The organism is Streptomyces fulvorobeus, from assembly GCF_013167895.1.
In the GTDB taxonomy this organism is placed as follows: Bacteria; Actinomycetota; Actinomycetes; order Streptomycetales; family Streptomycetaceae; genus Streptomyces; species Streptomyces fulvorobeus.
This window is the reverse complement of the sequence record NZ_BLWC01000001.1, coordinates 1,767,918-1,783,820: the sequence shown is the minus strand read 5'-3', so window position 1 is coordinate 1,783,820 and position 15,903 is coordinate 1,767,918. Positions and strand designations below refer to the sequence as shown.

15 protein-coding genes are annotated in these 15,903 nt (G+C 72.4%); 4 read left to right on the top strand and 11 right to left on the bottom strand.

Annotated elements, in window-relative coordinates; genetic code table 11:
• Positions 1 to 102: 102 nt before the first annotated feature.
• The 3 genes from Sfulv_RS08075 to Sfulv_RS08065 all read right to left on the bottom strand — a co-directional run bounded on the left by Sfulv_RS08075 (position 103) and on the right by Sfulv_RS08065 (position 3,753).
• Positions 103 to 900, bottom strand: a complete 798-nt coding sequence (locus Sfulv_RS08075) for a VOC family protein (protein WP_173313049.1) — start codon at positions 898 to 900, stop codon at positions 103 to 105.
• Between the two features lie 119 nt (positions 901 to 1,019).
• Positions 1,020 to 2,483, bottom strand: a complete 1,464-nt coding sequence (locus Sfulv_RS08070; protein ID WP_173313048.1) for an acyl-CoA synthetase — start codon at positions 2,481 to 2,483, stop codon at positions 1,020 to 1,022.
• A gap of 58 nt (positions 2,484 to 2,541) precedes the next feature.
• Positions 2,542 to 3,753: an MFS transporter gene (locus Sfulv_RS08065; protein WP_173313047.1), complete on the bottom strand. Its 1,212-nt coding sequence runs from the start codon at positions 3,751 to 3,753 to the stop codon at positions 2,542 to 2,544.
• A gap of 159 nt (positions 3,754 to 3,912) precedes the next feature.
• On the opposite strand from Sfulv_RS08065, the gene Sfulv_RS08060 reads away from it, so the two are divergent.
• Positions 3,913 to 4,344, top strand: a complete 432-nt coding sequence (locus Sfulv_RS08060; protein WP_173313046.1) for an Lrp/AsnC family transcriptional regulator — start codon at positions 3,913 to 3,915, stop codon at positions 4,342 to 4,344.
• Here the strand turns inward: Sfulv_RS08060 and Sfulv_RS08055 are convergent.
• The 3 genes from Sfulv_RS08055 to Sfulv_RS08045 form a co-directional block, all read right to left on the bottom strand.
• Positions 4,322 to 5,983 (bottom strand): sensor histidine kinase, encoded by a 1,662-nt coding sequence (locus tag Sfulv_RS08055; protein WP_173313045.1) that lies wholly within the window; start codon positions 5,981 to 5,983, stop codon positions 4,322 to 4,324. The genes Sfulv_RS08060 and Sfulv_RS08055 overlap by 23 nt on opposite strands.
• A 26-nt stretch (positions 5,984 to 6,009) precedes the next feature.
• Complete coding sequence (locus Sfulv_RS08050) at positions 6,010 to 7,047, bottom strand: rod shape-determining protein (protein ID WP_173313044.1); 1,038 nt, start codon at positions 7,045 to 7,047, stop codon at positions 6,010 to 6,012.
• 131 nt (positions 7,048 to 7,178) lie between these two features.
• Positions 7,179 to 7,745 (bottom strand): hypothetical protein, encoded by a 567-nt coding sequence (locus Sfulv_RS08045; RefSeq protein WP_173313043.1) that lies wholly within the window; start codon positions 7,743 to 7,745, stop codon positions 7,179 to 7,181.
• Between the two features lie 144 nt (positions 7,746 to 7,889).
• Between Sfulv_RS08045 and Sfulv_RS31135 the strand changes: the two genes are divergently transcribed.
• Positions 7,890 to 8,714: an SCO2400 family protein gene (locus Sfulv_RS31135; RefSeq protein WP_173313042.1), complete on the top strand. Its 825-nt coding sequence runs from the start codon at positions 7,890 to 7,892 to the stop codon at positions 8,712 to 8,714.
• Between the two features lie 25 nt (positions 8,715 to 8,739).
• On the opposite strand, the gene Sfulv_RS08035 is transcribed toward Sfulv_RS31135, so the two are convergent.
• On the bottom strand, positions 8,740 to 9,177 hold the full coding sequence (locus Sfulv_RS08035) for a MarR family winged helix-turn-helix transcriptional regulator (protein ID WP_173313041.1): 438 nt from the start codon (positions 9,175 to 9,177) through the stop codon (positions 8,740 to 8,742).
• Positions 9,178 to 9,288: 111 nt separating this feature from the next.
• On the opposite strand from Sfulv_RS08035, the gene Sfulv_RS08030 reads away from it, so the two are divergent.
• Positions 9,289 to 10,308 carry an NADP-dependent oxidoreductase gene (locus Sfulv_RS08030; RefSeq protein WP_173313040.1) on the top strand — a complete coding sequence of 340 codons (1,020 nt, stop codon included), beginning with the start codon at positions 9,289 to 9,291 and terminating at the stop codon, positions 10,306 to 10,308.
• Between the two features lie 98 nt (positions 10,309 to 10,406).
• A complete protein-coding gene (locus Sfulv_RS08025; RefSeq protein WP_173313039.1) occupies positions 10,407 to 10,835 on the top strand; it encodes an organic hydroperoxide resistance protein in 429 nt (142 codons plus the stop codon).
• Positions 10,836 to 10,900: 65 nt separating this feature from the next.
• Here the strand turns inward: Sfulv_RS08025 and mmsB are convergent, their stop codons facing one another.
• Genes mmsB through Sfulv_RS08005 form a run of 4 tightly spaced genes read right to left on the bottom strand, consistent with a single transcriptional unit; the run spans position 10,901 to position 15,814 of the window.
• A complete protein-coding gene (gene mmsB, locus Sfulv_RS08020; RefSeq protein WP_173313038.1) occupies positions 10,901 to 12,127 on the bottom strand; it encodes a multiple monosaccharide ABC transporter permease in 1,227 nt (408 codons plus the stop codon).
• A 7-nt stretch (positions 12,128 to 12,134) separates the two neighbouring features.
• Positions 12,135 to 13,697: a multiple monosaccharide ABC transporter ATP-binding protein gene (gene mmsA, locus Sfulv_RS08015; protein WP_218578038.1), complete on the bottom strand. Its 1,563-nt coding sequence runs from the start codon at positions 13,695 to 13,697 to the stop codon at positions 12,135 to 12,137.
• Positions 13,694 to 14,797 carry a multiple monosaccharide ABC transporter substrate-binding protein gene (gene chvE, locus Sfulv_RS08010; RefSeq protein WP_173313037.1) on the bottom strand — a complete coding sequence of 368 codons (1,104 nt, stop codon included), beginning with the start codon at positions 14,795 to 14,797 and terminating at the stop codon, positions 13,694 to 13,696. The genes mmsA and chvE overlap by 4 nt, the downstream gene beginning before the upstream one ends.
• Before the next feature lie 15 nt (positions 14,798 to 14,812).
• Entirely contained in the window at positions 14,813 to 15,814 is a 1,002-nt protein-coding gene (locus Sfulv_RS08005) for a hypothetical protein (RefSeq protein ID WP_173313036.1), read from the bottom strand.
• Between the last annotated feature and the right edge of the window lie 89 nt (positions 15,815 to 15,903).

Below are 15,903 nucleotides of genomic sequence, written 5' to 3'. Positions count from 1 at the left end.
CGTGGCGCGGGCAGCGCGCGACTGAGCATGACTGAGCAGGAGTGGACACTCCACATCCCGGGTCCGCGTCCGCCGCGGGATCGCGTACCCGGCCGCGGTGGTTCAGCCCGCGTCGCGCAGCGAGGGCATCTCGCCCTCGGTGGTGGTGACGTCGATGACCGAGAACGCCGCTCCCTGCGGGTCGGACAGGGCCGCGAACCGCCCGAAGGGACTGCTCACCGGCCCGAACCGCACGACCGCGCCGCGCTCCGTCGCCCTGGCCACCGCCGCGTCGCAGTCCTCGACGGTGAAGTACACGTTGACGTACGAGGGCACCTCGGGCGGGAAGTCGTCCGTCATCTTCATGCGGCCGAGCACGCTCTCCTCGCCCAGGTCGTAGACGGCGAAGTCGATCGCCTCGTCCTCCATGCTCCGCACCTTGTACGGGAAGAGGCGGGGGAAGAAGGCGTCCGACTTCTCCGGGGCCCGGGTGTAGACCTCCGCCCAGCAGAACGCGCCGGGTACGGCCCGCGCCTCGAACCCCAGGTGCGTCTCCGGCTGCCAGATCCCGAACACCGTCCCGCCCGGGTCGGCCGCCAGCACCATCGTGCCGAAGTCACCGACCCGCATCGGCTCCACCAGGACCGCGCCGCCGCTGTCGCGGACCTTGTCCGCCGTGGCGGAGGCGTCCGAGGAGGCGAGGTGGAGACACCACGCGGCCGGGGCCTCCTGGCCGGGCATGGGCGGCGACACGGCGGCCACCGCCTTCCCGTCCGCGTACGCCTGGGTGTAGTCACCGAACTCCGGCGACGACTCGCCGAACGACCAGCCCAGCACGTCCCCGTAGAAGCTCTTGGCCGCCTCGACGTCGGGGAAGGTGGCGTCCGCCCAGATCGGCGTGCCCTCGGATATCTCGGCCATGACACTGGTCCCTCTTCGCTCGTGAGTGGTGCTCGACGGTGACGGGTGGTGACCGGGCACCGGAGATCGGTCCAGGTGTCTCACGCTAGCCAACCTTGCGCCGCCCTGCGCGCCGGACGTCAGCGGCCCAGTGCACGCTTCATGATCTTTCCCAGGTCGTTGCGGGGCAGGGCGTCCAGGTAGCGGACCGTACGCGGGCGCTTGTGCGGCGCGAGCAGGCCCGTGACATGGGCGGCGAGATCCTCGGCCGAGGGGGGCGAGCCGGGCTCGGCTGCCACCACCCAGGCGACGATCCGCTCGCCCAGATCCGTGTCCGGCTCGCCGGTCACGGCGGCCTCGCGCACCCCCGGGTGGTCCAGCAGGGCGTTCTCGATCTCGCCCGCGCCGATCTTGTACCCACCGCTCTTGATCAGGTCGGTGGCCTTGCGGCCGACGATCCGGACGTAGCCGTCGGCGTCGAGCGTGGCCATGTCCCCGGTACGGAACCAGCCGTCCTCGGTGAGGGCGGCGGCGGTCGCGTCGGGCCGGTTCAGATAGCCGGTGAAGAGGTTGGGGCCGCGCACCTGGATCTCACCGATGGCGGCCGGGTCCTCCAGCACCGTGCCGTCCTCCTCGACCAGGCGCAGGCCCACACCGCGCAGCGGCGGGCCCACTGTCCCGGGGCGGGCCTCGCCGTCGGCGCGTACCCCCGTGTTCATCAGGGTCTCCGTCATGCCGTACCGCTCGATGACCCGGCGGCCGGTCGCCGCCGCGATCCGCTCGTGGTCGCGGACCGGGAGCGCCGCCGAGCCCGAGACCAGCAGCCGGGCACCCGCCAGCGCCTCGGTGAGCCCGGGGGAGCCCGCAGGGTCGGCGAGCGCCTCGGCCAGCCGGTGGTACATCGTCGGCACGCCGAAGAGCATCGTGCCGCCGGACAGCAGCTCACCGGTCACGCCCTCGACGGAGAACCGCCCGAGGTGGCGCACCGAACCGCCCCGGCGCAGCGGGCCCAGCACGCCCAGGACCAGGCCGTGCACGTGGAACAGCGGCAGGGCGTGTACGAGGACGTCGTCGCCGGTCCACCGCCAGGCGTCCTCCAGCGCGTCCAGCGAGGCGGCGATCGCGCGGCGGGGCAGGATCGCGCCCTTGGGCGGGCCGGTGGTGCCGGAGGTGTAGACGACCAGGGCGGGGGAGTCGGGCGAGGGCTCGGGGAACGCGGCGGCCGGAGCGGCGGCGGCCGTGTCGACGTCCAGGCGTTCGAGTCCGGCCAGCGCCGCCGGGAGCACGTCGGCGGCACCGGCGAGCACCACCGATGGCGCGCTGTCGGCGACGATGTGCGCGAGTTCGCGTGCGCCCGTCCTCGGGTTGACCGGGACGGCCGGCACTCCGGCGCGCAGCGCGGCCACCACCGCGACGACGGTCTCCGCGGTCGGCGTCGCCCAGACGGCGACCCGCCCGGCGCCCGCGACGCGCCCCGCCAGGGCGTCCGATGCGGCGGCGAGCCGCCCGTAGGACAGGGAGAGCGCGCCGAACCGGACCGCTTCCCGGGAGGCCGCGCGGCCGGTCGGTCCCGACACATCCTGGAGGGCAGGCAGAAGAGGCATCACCCGGCGAGCCTAACCGCGAAGTCCCGCTCAGCCCGCCGCGTCCGGCGGCCGGTGGTCAGCCCTCGCGCGGGACCGTCCGCATCCGCGCGTACGCGTACACGCATCCGGCGAGCGCCAGATCGGACAGCAGCATGAAGCCGATCGCGTACGAGTCCTTGGCGCTGAAGATCGCGCCCATCACCAGGGGCGGTACGAAGCCGCCGAGACCGCCCATCGCCCCCACGATGCCCGTCACACTGCCCACCTTCGGCTGCGGTGTCCCCTGGGAGACGAGGGCGAAGACGCTGCCGCTCGCGGTGCCGAGCGCGGCAGCCATGCAGAGCAGCGCGACCGTGCCACCGGGCATCAGGGCGGGCTCGAACGCCTGGAGGACCGCCGTCAGCGCGGCGGCCAGCAGGGCGGCGGCGGTGACCGTCGCCGGGTGGACGCGGTCCGACAGCCAGCCGCCGATCGGCCGGAAGACGACCGTGACCAGTGCGAACCCCGCGGCGCGGGTGCCCGCGTCGGTAGGTGAGAGGTCGTACCAGGTCCTGAGGTACGTCGGCAGATAGACGCCGAACGCGACGATGCCGCCGAAGCCGATCGCGTACAGCGCGGACAGCTCCCAGGTCACCCGCAGCCTCCCGGCCTCGCCCAGGCGGTGCGCCAGGGTGTCCGCCGGGATCTTCCGGCCGGGCCGGTCGGTGATCAGTACGGCGGCGAGGAGGGCGTAGAGCAGGAGCGCCCCGCCGACCACCAGGAACGGCAGACTGTCGCCGTGCCCGGCGATCCGGGGTGTGAAGTAGCCGGAGAGCGCCACCCCGCCCATGCCCATGCCGAAGACTCCGAGCGCGAAGCCCCGCTTGGCGGGCGGGAACCAGGAGTTGACCAGCGGGACCCCGATGGCGAACGTGGTGCCGCCGAGGCCCAGCAGGAAGCCGACCGCGAGCAGCGCGCCGTAGGAGTTCCCCGCCGGGATCAGCAGCAGTACGGGGACCACCGTCAGCGCCGAGACCAGCGGGAACATGATCCGCGCGCCGTACCTGTCGGTGAGCGCGCCCACCGGGACGCGCCCCAGGGACCCCACCAGCACCGGCACGGCCACCAGGAAGGACTGCTCGAACGAACTGAGGCCCAGCCGGTCCCGGTAGGTCCCGGACATCGGTGCGATGAGGTTCCAGGCCCAGAAGGTGAGGGCGAAGCCGACCGTGGCCGTCGCGAGGTTGCGGTAGGGAGCGGCGGACCCCTCCGCCGCGGGGGCGGGAGGCTGCGTGACGGCGGTATCCACGGCACCATTCAAGGCCGCGGGTCCGGCGCGGGCCCGCCGGGCTGCTCCATGCGGGGTCCGGGCCGGGTACCGGCCTCCCGGCGCCGGCCTGCCAGTTCCGGCCCGCGGGTCCCGGTCTCCGCACCGTCGCTTTCCCGCCCGAGCTGCGACAATCGCAGTATGGACAGGCTCGACAGGGAAATCCTCTCCGTCCTCCAGGAGGACGCGCGGATCTCGTACCGGGACCTGGGCGTACGCGTCGGACTCAGCGCCAACGCCGCGGGCGACCGGGTCCGCCGCATGCGCCGCGACGGAGTCATCCGCGGCTTCTCCGTCATCATCGACCCGGCCGCGGACACCCGCTCCGGCCTGGTCGTCTTCATCGACGTGTCCCTGCGCCTCGACACGACGAACGAGGAGTTCGAACGCTCGGTGCTGATGCTGCCGGGGATCACGGAGGTGGTGCACGTGACGGGCGGCCACGACTACCTCGTCCGCGCCACGGCGGCGGACCCGGGCGCCCTTGACACGCTGCTGCGACGGCTGAGACGGGAGGCGGGGGTCGCCCACTCCAACACCCGGATCGCCCTCAGAGCGGCGCCTGCCAGGTGACGGTCCGCGACCGCGTGCCGTCCTCCTCGCGCCCGTCGTCGGCGACCACCAGGCGCACCGCCGCGCCGCCGGCCGGTGTACGCGCCGTCGCGTCCACCTCGACCTCGATCGTATGGACCCCGGCCCGCCGGTGCGCGGCGGCCAGGGCGCCGCGCAGCGCGGTGAGCAGGCCGGTACCCGCGGGTTCCCCCACGAGCGCGTCGACGGCTCCCGCGAAGTGCACCGACGGCTGGAAGCCGAGCACGGCGGCCGCGCCCCCCGTCTCGCGCAGGACCCGGCCGCGGAAGGTGGCGGGCACCTCGGCGGGCGGCTGCTGGAGGGCGAAGATCGTGGTCCGGACCTCCTGGATCGTGGAGTCCAGCTCGTCGACGGCCCTGGTGAGCAGCTCGTCCGTCTCCGCGCTGGTGACGCGGCGGCGGGTCGACTCCAGCATCATCTCGGTCGCGAACAGCCGCTGGACGACGAGGTCGTGCAGATCGCGGGCGATCCGGTCGCGGTCCTCGTAGACGGCGAGCTGCTCCCTGTCGTGCTGGGAGTCGGCGAGGACCAGGGCCAGAGCGGCGTGCGAGGCGAACTGTGAGGCGAGCGTCCGCTCCACCGCCGAGTACGGCGGCTCGCCGCGTCCGCGCGGCAGGGCCAGGGTCCCGATGAGCCGGCCCCCGCTCCGCAGCGGCAGCATCATGCTGGGGCCGAACCGGGACCGCACCGGAGTCGTCATCCGGGGGTCGGATGAGGAGTCGTCGACGAAGACGGGTTCGCCGGCCAGGAGCTGGACCAGGACGGGCGAGCCTGGCTCGATGACCGTGCCGACGATGCCGGCCGGGTCGTGGGGCGTCGAGGCCGTGACGATCTCCATCCCGCCCCCGGCTCTCGGCTGGAGGATCACCCCCGCCGAGGCCCCGGCCAGCACCCTGGCCCGCTCGGCCACCGTCCTCAGCGCGTCCGTGGCGTCGGCTCCTGTCAGCAGCGCCGTGGTCACGGCGGCGGCGCCCTCGATCCAGCGCTCCCGCTGGCGGGCCGTGGCGTAGAGGCGCGCGTTGCCGAGCGCGATGCCCGCCTGCGCGGCGAGGACCCGCAGCAGCGCGGTGTCCGTGTCGTCGAAGCGCCCGGAGCGCTTGTCCGCCAGATAGAGGGTGCCGAACACCTCGTCGTGCACCCGGATCGGGACGCAGAGGAAGGCGCGCATCGCGGGATGCCCCGGCGGCACACCGCAGGCCCCCGGATCGGTGCTCACGTCGTCGCAGCGCGGGAGCCGCGGGTCCTCGGCGAGGAGACCGCTCGCGCCCCGGCGGCCGTCCGGGAGCCGCCCGACGCGCTGCCGTTCCGTGTCGGTGAGCCCCGCGGTGTACAGCTCGGTGACGCGGTCGCTCACGGGGTCCAGGACGCCGAGCACCCCGTTACGCGCCTCGGTCAGTGCGGTGGCGGTGTCCACGATCCGCTGGAGCGTGGCGTGCTGGTCGAGGTCGGACCCGACGCTGAGGACGGCCGCCAGCAGCTCGGGCAGGCGGGGCGGCCCGGCGCCGGGCGCGCCCGCCCCGCCTGCCCGGCCGGAGCCCCGCCCCGGGCCCGGCCCGGTGTTCCGCTCGGCGGGCTGCTCGGCGGGCTGCTCCGCGTTGCGTGCCGTGCGTTCCCCGGCCATGCGCTCCCCTTCGGGGCCTGCGGCCGTCAGCGGGCGAGCGGGTCGAGGACCAACGGCTGGATCTTGCCGTCCAGCATGGCGCCGAGACCGAGCACGGAGCACACGTCCGGCCGTTCGGCGATCCGCACCGGCATACCCGTCGCGTCGCGGAGCATCTGGTCGAGGCCGGGCAGCAGCGCGCTGCCGCCGACCATCATGATGCCGCAGTCGGCCAGGTCGGCCACGAGGTCGGGCGGGCAGTCGCGCAGCACCTTGCCGAGCCCGTCGAGCACCGCGGTGAGGGGGGTGTGGATGGCCTGCCGGACGGCGGCGGTGTCGACCTGTACCGAGCGGGCCAGGCCGGTGGCCACGTCGCGGCCGTGGATCTCGGTCACGGCGGGGCCCTTGGGCGTCAGGCCGTTGCCGCGCAGCGCCAGTTGCAGGGGGCGTACCGACTGGCTCGGCAGCATCAGCTGGTGCTGCTGGCGCAGGTGCTGGATGATCGCGTGGTCGATGGCGTTGCCGCCGACCGGAATGCGCACGGCGGTCACGATCGCGCCGAGCGAGAGCACCGCGATCTGGGTGGTCGCCGCCCCGCACACCATGATCATGGTGGCGGTCGGCTGCTCGACGGGCAGCCCGCAGCCGACGGCCGCCGCGATCAGGGTGTCCACCAGTTCGACCCGCCGGGCACCGAGCCCGACGAGCGTCTCCACGGCGGCGCGCTGGGCCAGCGGATCACTGTCGTGCGGGGTGCAGGCGGCGGCCCGCAGCCGGGGCTTGCGGCGCAGCTGGCGGCGGAGCTTGTCGCCGATGAGGTGGCGCAGCATGCGCTGGGCCATCTCGATGTCGACGACGGTACCGCCGGTGACCGGGCGGGCCACCCGGATGTAGGCGGGGGTCCGGCCGGTCATCTGCTCGGCGAGCGCGCCGACGGCGATGAGTGAACCGGTACGGGTGTTCACGGCGGCGACACTCGGCTCGTCGACGACGAGCCCCAGCCCCTTGACGTACACACGGGTCCTCGCGGCCCCGAGATCGACGGCGATGTGGCAACGGCGCAACTGCTCAAGACTGACGGTCACGGCGGGGGTCTCCCGGGAATGCTGGGACGGGGCACCGGCGGCAGCCGGTTCTCCTTGCATCGTTGCCCGCACAGAGGCGGCGCGCGCGCTGGGATGAGCCGTAGGGGGTATGGAGCTGACGGGGCGCCAGGTCAGCCGGGCAGCAGCCGCTGGAGGAGACCCCAGGTGAACTCGGCGACGTGCGGCCGCCCGCTGCCGGGGTCGGTGATCGCCAGTGCCCACCGGGTCGGCGCGCTGCCCTCCATCGGCCTGGCCGGCGCGAAGGCCCTGGCCACCTCGTCCACGGTGCACGACCAGGGGCGCAGATCCCCGAGGTCACGCAGCTCGGGGCCGGCCGCCCCCGGCGCGCGGACCAGCCACTCGTTCCACACGGCTCCGCCGGGCGCCGCCAGCACCTCGAACCGCAGGCCGGGCCAGAGGGGCACGGGCCAGAGCAGCGCGTCGCACTCCAGATCGCCGACCTGGCGGCGTACGGAGAGCTGGGGCTCCCCGAGCACGGAGCGGTAGCGCCGCAGCGTCCCCCGCCCCCGGGGCGCGCGCACCATGGCCTGCCAGCGGCGGTTGGCCTCCCGCATGTCGGCGAGCGAGGCGCTGAGCTCCTGCCTGGCCTCCTCGACGAGCTCCGGCTGGTGATCGGCCATCCGGCGCAGCAGGACGAGCTGGAATTCGAGCGGCCCGAACGGGGCGGGAGCGGTCATGCCGCCCATCCTCCCGCGTCTGCCGCGTATCGGAGCGGTGTCACGCGTATCGGACCCCCGAACCGCGGAACGGCGGCTTTCACACACGATCCTCACCTGAGCGGCTTCCTCGGAGGATCGGCGCCCGTCTACTCTGCGGGCCCCATGGACTACTGCCACGCGTGCCGACGGCACCTCAACGGCGCCCTGGCCTGCGCCGGCTGCGGAACCCCCGCCGAGGCGCTGGGCCCTTACCCGACCCCCACCCGCTCCGGCCACGAACCGGAACCCTGGGTCGAAGCCCGTGAGCCCTCCGAGGCCGCCGGGCGCCGCCGCCGTGCCGCCGAGCCCGTGCGCGGCCGGGGCGCGGGACGCGGCGGCGCGGGGCAGCGCGAGCGCCCGGGCCGGGGTGACGGCCGGGCCGGCGGAGCGGGCAGGGGCAGGCGCGGCCACCGGCGCCGGGGCCGTACGGCGCTGCTCGCGGCAGTGGGCGTGGTGCTGGCGGTCGGCGCCCTGGGGGTGTCCAGGCTGGCCACCGCGCCGGAGGGGGACAGCGGCGCCGCCGACTACGTGGAGTGGTCCGCCACGACCGCCGAGCCCGCCCCGGAGCCCTCGGCGACCCGCACGCCGGACCATCCCGCTCCGGTCGAGAGCCCCACCGCACGTCCGGAGACCTCCGCCGCCGGCAGCGGCACGGGAACCGGCGCGGCGGAGCCCGCCACGACGGCGCCCGCCGGGAAGCCCACCGCCCCGGCCGCGCCGCCCACCCCCTCCGGGGCCGCGCCTTCGGGGTCCGCGCCTTCCGGGTCCGCGCCCACGACCGTGCCGCCCGCCGTGCCGCCCGTCCCCGACGACACCGGCGCATCGGCCGGCCCGTCGGGTCCCGTGACCGCTCCGCCCACCCGGCCCGCACCGCCGGAGTCCACGGCTCCGGCCCCCACCCCGGAGCCGACCGAGACGTGCGACTGGTTCCTGTGGTGGTGCACCTGAGAGGGCTGACACGCCCGATCGGCCGTTACGGGGTCACGTCGGCGCCCAGCATGCGGCGCAGCAGGTCCCGCAGCACCGTCCGCTCCGCGTCCGACAGCCCGGCGAGGGGCTCACGGGCGAAGCCGAGTGCCTCGCGCAGCCGGCGCGCGGTCCCGATCCCCTCCTCGGTGGGCGCGGCCAGCTTCACCCGCCGGTCGGAGGGGTCGGGGCGGCGCTCCACGAGGCCGCGTGCCTCCAGCCGGTCCACGATGCCGGTGATGTTCGACGGCTCGCACCGCAGCTTGTCGGCGACCTTGCGCATCGGCATCGGCTCCAGGGAGAGCAGCGCGAGGACCCTGGCCTGCGCGCCGGTGAGCGAGTGCGCCGCCGCCGCCCGCTCGTACTCCTCGTAGTAGCGCGCCACCACGGTGCCGATCAGCTCGACCACTTCGAGGGTCACGGGGTCTGTGCGCGGGGTGGTCATGACACACAGGATACCCACTTGCTTGACAAGGTGAAATATTCAGGAGCATGGTTGTTTCACCTCATGAAGCATTTCTGCTTCCCCCGGAAGGCATCTAGGAGACCCGAGCCCATGTCTGCAGCACTTCCCACCTCCAGCCGCGAATGGCACCTCGTCGCCCGCCCGAACGGCTGGCCCGTGGCCGAGGACTTCGCGCTGCGTGAGGCACCCGTCACCGAGCCGGCCGAGGGCCGGGTGCTCGTCCGCAACCTGCACTTCTCGGTCGACCCGTACATGCGCGGCCGGATGAACGACGTGAAGTCGTACACACCGCCCTTCAAGCTCGACCACCCCATGGACGGCGGCGCGGTCGGTGAGGTCGTCGCCTCCCGTGCCGAGGGCTTCGCCGTGGGCGACCACGTCCTGCACGGCCTCGGCTGGCGGGAGTACGCAGACGTCCCCGTCCAGCACGCGGTGAAGGTCGACGCCTCCCTCGCCCCGCTCTCCGCCTACCTCGGCGTGCTCGGCATGCCCGGACTCACCGCCTACGCAGGGCTGTTCGAGGTCGCCTCCTTCAAGGAGGGCGACACCGTCTTCGTCTCCGGCGCGGCCGGCGCGGTCGGCAGCCAGGTCGGCCAGCTGGCGCGGATCAAGGGCGCCGCACGGGTCATCGGCTCGGCCGGCTCCGATGAGAAGGTCAAGCTCCTCGTCGAGGAGTACGGCTTCGACGCGGCGTTCAACTACAAGAACGGCCCCGTGGGACAGCAGCTGCGCGAGGCGGCCCCGGACGGGATCGACGTCTACTTCGACAACGTCGGCGGCGAGCACCTGGAGGCGGCGATCTCCTCGTTCAACGTGCACGGCCGCGCCACGATCTGCGGAATGATCGCGCAGTACAACGCCACCGAGCCCACCCCCGCCCCGCGCAACCTCGCGCTGGTCATCGGCAAGCGGCTGCGCCTCCAGGGCATGCTCGTGGGCGACCACGCCGCACTCCAGCCGCAGTTCGTGCGCGAGGTGGCGGGCTGGCTGGCCTCCGGCGAGCTGAAGTACCGCGAGACGGCCGTGCAGGGCATCGAGAACGGCTTCGACGCCTTCCTGGGACTGATGCGCGGCGAGAACACCGGCAAGATGATCGTCTCGCTGGTCTGACCGCCATCCGGCCGCTCCGGGCCACCCGTTAGGCTCTCCGGCAGGCCGTCGCGATCGTGGGCGCGAGTCGCGGCGCATCAGCAGGAGGAATCCTCGGCATGACCATTCAGCAGATAGACGTCGCCTACACCGCGGTCGCCACCGCGGAGAACGGCCGCGACGGCCGTGTCTCCACCGACGACGGGAAGCTCGACGTCGTCGTCAACCCGCCGAAGGAGATGGGCGGCAGCGGAGCGGGCACCAACCCGGAGCAGCTCTTCGCGGCGGGCTACAGCGCCTGCTTCCAGGGCGCTCTCGGCGTGGTCGCCCGGCAGGAGAAGGCGGACGTCTCCGGATCGACCGTGACCGCCTCGGTCGGCATCGGCAGGACCGAGGCGGGCGGCTTCGGCCTGGAGGTCGCGATCACCGCGACCATCCCGAACGTCGACAGGGCCACGGCCCGGTCGCTGATCGAGAAGGCCCACCAGGTCTGCCCGTACTCCAGCGCGACCCGCGGCAACATCAAGGTGGAGCTCACGGCCGCCTGATCCGCGTGAACGGCTGGAGGCCGCACCCCTGTCCGGGGTGCGGCCTCCATGCTGTCCGGGGCCGGTTACGCGCCGGCCTTGCGCTTGTTCCAGACGTCGAAGCCCACCGCGGCGAGCAGCACGAGCCCCTTGATGACCTGCTGGTAGTCGGTGCCGATCCCGACCAGGGACATCCCGTTGTTGAGGACGCCGAGTACCAGCCCGCCGATCACGGCCCCCATCACCGTACCGACGCCACCGCTCATCGAGGCGCCGCCGATGAACGCGGCGGCGATGGCCTCCAGCTCGAAGTTGAGGCCCGCCTGCGGGGTGCCCGCGTTGAGCCGGGCCGCGTAGACGCAGCCGGCGAGCGCCGCGAGGACGCCCATGTTGACGAAGACGAGGAAGGTGACCTTCTTGTCCTTGACGCCGGAGAGCATCGCGGCGGCCTTGTTGCCGCCGAGCGCGTACACATGGCGGCCGACGACCGCGTTGCGCATGACGTAACCGAGGCCGAGCAGCAGTGCGCACATGATGAGCATCACCACGGGCACCCCGTGGAAGCTGGCGAGCGTCAGGGTGAAGGCGACGACCGCCGCGGTCATCGCGACGCACTTCGCCGCCCACAGGCCGGCCGGGAGCACCTCGAGCTCGTACGCCAGCTGGCGCTTGCGGTCCCGCCACTCGCGCAGCAGCAGGAAGACGACCGTGGCCAGACCGATGAGGAGCGTCGGGTTGTGGTACTGCGTGTACGGGCCCATCTCCGGGATGAACCCCTTGGCGATCTTCTGGAAGCCCTCCGGGAACGGCGACAGCGACTGGCCCCCGAGCACGATCTGCGTCAGGCCCCGGAAGAGCAGCATTCCGGCCAGCGTCACGATGAACGACGGGATGCCGAGGTACGCGATGAAGTAGCCCTGCCACGCTCCGGCCGCCGCGCCGATCAGCAGCGAGAGGACGAGCGCGAGGACCCAGGGCATGTCGTGTTTGACCATCATCACCGCCGACATGGCGCCGACGAAGGCCACCAGCGAGCCGACGGACAGATCGATGTGACCGGAGATGATCACGATCATCATGCCGATCGCCAGGATGAGGATGTACCCGTTCTGCTGGATCAGGTTGGAGACGTTGTTCGGCAGCAGCAGCGTGCCGTCGGTCCATACCTGGAACAGCACGACGATGAAGACGAGGGCGATGAGCATGCCGTACTGGCGCATGTTCGTCCGCACGCTCCGTGTGAGCACCTGGAGCGGGGGCTGTGTCCCGGACGGCGAGGTGGTGTCCTTGGGCGGTGTGGCGGTGGTCCTCATGGCGGCCTCAGCCTCTGTTCTCTGTCTGGCGCGTCATCCGGCGCATCAGGGTTTCCTGGGTGGCCTCTGCCCGGTCCGTCTCACCGGTCAGCCGGCCTTCGGCCATCGTGTAGATCCGGTCGCACATGCCGAGGAGTTCGGGCAGCTCCGAGGAGATGAGGAGCACCGCCTTGCCCTCGGCCGCGAGCTTGTCGATGACGCCGTAGATCTCGGACTTCGCCCCGACGTCGATCCCCCGGGTGGGCTCGTCGAGGATCAGCACCTCGGGGTCCGCGTGGATCCACTTGCTCAGCACGACCTTCTGCTGGTTGCCGCCGGAGAGCCGGCCCACCTGCTCGAAGACCGTGGGCGCCTTGATGTTCATCGAGGCGCGGTAGCGCTCGGAGACCCGGCGCTCGTGGTGCTCGTCGACGATGCCGCGTCTGGCCATGCCGGGCAGCGAGGCGAGTGAGATGTTGCGGTTGATGGTGTCGATGAGGTTGAGACCGTACGTCTTGCGGTCCTCGGTGACGTACGCGATGCCGGCCGCGACCGCCTCAGGCACGGTCCTGGTGACGACGGGCCGGCCGTTGACCTCCACGTGCCCGGCGACGTACTTCCCGTACGAGCGCCCGAACACCGACATGGCCAGCTCGGTACGGCCCGCGCCCATCAGGCCCGCGATCCCGACGATCTCGCCCCGGCGCACGGTCAACGAGACGTCGTCGACCACCGTGCGCTGGTGGTCGACCGGGTGCCGGACGGTCCAGCCGCTCACCGTGAGCGCCGTGCCCCGCTCGCCCTCGTACCGGGTGCGCTCGGGGAAGCGGTGGTCGAGGTCGCGGCCGACCATGCCGCGGATGATGCGCTCCTCGGAGAGCTCGGGGTCGGCCCCCGCGGTCTCCCGCACGGTCAGCGTCTCGATGGTGCGCCCGTCGCGCAGGATCGTCACCGAGTCGGCGACCTCCCGGATCTCGGTGAGCTTGTGGGAGATGATGATGCAGGCGATGCCCTGCTCGCGCAGCTCCCTGATGAGACCGAGCAGTTTCGCGCTGTCCTCGTCGTTGAGCGCGGCGGTCGGCTCGTCCAGGATGAGCAGCTTCACCTCCTTCGACAGGGCCTTGGCGATCTCCACGAGCTGCTGCTTGCCGACGCCGATGTCCGAGATCGGGGTCTGCGGATTGTCCGGCAGACCCACCCGTCCGAGCAGCCGCGACGCCTCGCGCAGCGTCCCGTTCCAGTCGACGAAGCCGCGCCTGCCGCGCCGTTCGTTGCCGAGGAAGATGTTCTCGGCGATCGACAGGCGGGGGATGAGCGCCAGCTCCTGGTGGATGATCACGATGCCGTGCCGCTCACTGGCCCGGATGTCCCGGAACGCGACGGGCTCGCCGTCGAAGAGGATCTCGCCCTCGTAACTGCCGTGCGGGTGGACCCCGCTGAGGACCTTCATCAGGGTGGACTTGCCCGCGCCGTTCTCGCCGCAGATCGCGTGGATCTCCCCGGCCCGCACGGTCAGGCTCACCTCGGAGAGCGCCGTGACCCCGGGGAAGGTCTTGGTGATGGAGCGCATCTCCAGTGCGGGGCGGCTCACTTGAGCTGTCCCGCGCTGAAGTACCCCTCGGCGACGAGCAGCTGGGTGTTCGACCTGTCGACGGAGACGGGCTTCAGCAGGTACGACGGCACGGTCTTCACGCCGTTGTGGTAGTCGCTCACGTTGTTGACCTCGGGCTTCTTCCCGGTGAGGACCGCGTCGCCCATCTGCACGGCCTGCCTGGCGAGCTTGCGGGTGTCCTTGAAGACGGTCTGTGTCTGCTCGCCCGCGATGATCGACTTGACGGAGGCGAGCTCGGCGTCCTGCCCGGTGACCACCGGGAGCTCGCCGCCGCCGTAACCGGCGCTCTTCAGGGCCGAGATGATGCCGATCGAGATGCCGTCGTACGGGGAGAGGACCGCGTCGACCTTCTCGGTGCCGTAGCTCTTGCTGATCAGGTCGTCCATCCGCTTCTGCGCGGTGCCGCCGTCCCAGCGCAGCGTGGTGGCCTGGTTGAGCTCGGTCTGCTTGCTGCGGACCACGAGCTGCCCCGACTCCAGGTACGGGGTGAGCACCTTCATGGCGCCGTTCCAGAAGTACTTGGTGTTGTTGTCGTCGGGCGACCCGGCGAACAGCTCGATGTCGAACGTCTCGCCGGAGTCCTTCGCCGGCTCCTTCAGCCCCAGCCGGTCCAGGATGTACTGCCCCTGGAGCTCGCCGACCTTCTCGTTGTCGAAGGAGGCGTAGTAGTCGATGTGCTCCGTGCCCGTGATGAGGCGGTCGTAGGAGATGACGGGGATGCCCGCGTCGTGCGCCTTCTCCAGGACGTCGGAGAGCGCTGACCCGTCGATGGCGCCGACGACGAGCAGCCGGTGCCCCTTGGTGATCATGTTCTCCAACTGGGCGACCTGGTTCTCGACCTTGTCGTCGCCGTACTGGAGGTCGGTCCGGTAACCCGCCTTCTTGAACTGGGCGGCCATGTTCCGGCCGTCGGCTATCCAGCGTTCCGACGACTTGGTCGGCATCGCGAGGCCGATGGTCCCGCCCTTGGCCTCGTCGGCCCGGTAGCGGCTGCCACCCCTGGCCTCCTGGCCGCAGGCGGACAGGACGAGCCCCAGGGTGACGGCGGTCGCGGCTACGGCGGCTCCGCGTATTCGCATCGTGATCAGCGCCTCTCAGTGGTTCCGGACGGTTCCGGACGGTTCCGGGCTGGTGGGGAAGCGGTGCAGTTCGCCCGGCAGTCGCGAGCCCGGCGGTGACATGCCGCCGCCGGCCCCGTGCCGGGCGAGCAGGTCGAGTACGAGCCGGCCGCGGCGGACCCGCTCCCGCGCGGTGGCGAGCGCCAGGTCGCGCAAGTGCCTGCCGTACGGATAGATACCGGGCGACCTGCTGAGCCCGAACTTCAGATAGAGCGGCGCGCCCCGCCGGATCAGCTCGGCCGCCTCGTACATCCGGACGTATCCGCCGAGGTCGTCCGGTGCCTCCACGTACAGGTCGAGGGGTACGCGGCTGGCGCGCCGGATCTCCGTGAAGTGGGCGAGCGTCAGATCGGAGGGCACGTTGACGGAGTCGGCGCCGAGCCGCTCCTGGACCTGCACGGCGGCGGGGTTCACCGCGCCGATGAGTGCGGACACCTTGAGCGTGGTGGCGGCGGGCAGCAGTCCCTCGCTCCGCATGCGGTGCAGGGTCCACAGGACCCCCTCGTCCGCGATGAGCAGGCACTTCACGCCCAGCTCCGTCGCTCTCACGGCATCCTCGACGCACCCGGCCAGGGCGTCGTGCCCCCGGGCCCGCAGGCCCGCGCCGCCGGAGTCCGTACGCGTGGAGGCGCCGGTGTCCCAGGTGCCGCGCGGTCCGGTGAACAGGCAGAGCTCGATGCCGCGTTCCTCGCAGCCCGCCACCATCTCGGTGATCTCGGCGTCGGTCAGCATCCAGATGCCGCTGCCCTGGCTGATCCGGTGGACGGGCACGTCGAGCTCGGCGGACTCCTTCAGGACGACCGAGAGGGCCTCCGGGCTCTCCACGGACGGGATCTCGGTACGCCAGCCGCCTCCGTCGGGGAAGGTGTGGGGCGAGGCGTCGGCGGGGGACAGGGCCGCGGCGCCGAGCCCGAGCGCGGTGAGCGCGAAGTCGCCGGGGCGGCGCGGGCCGGGGGGAGAAGCTGTGGCGTCGTTCACGGCTGGTCCTTCGTGTTCGGTGTTCCGGTGTTCGGCCGGAGCAGGGTGTCGGTGGGACGTACGCCGGTACGGGGTCGTCGGCCACTTCC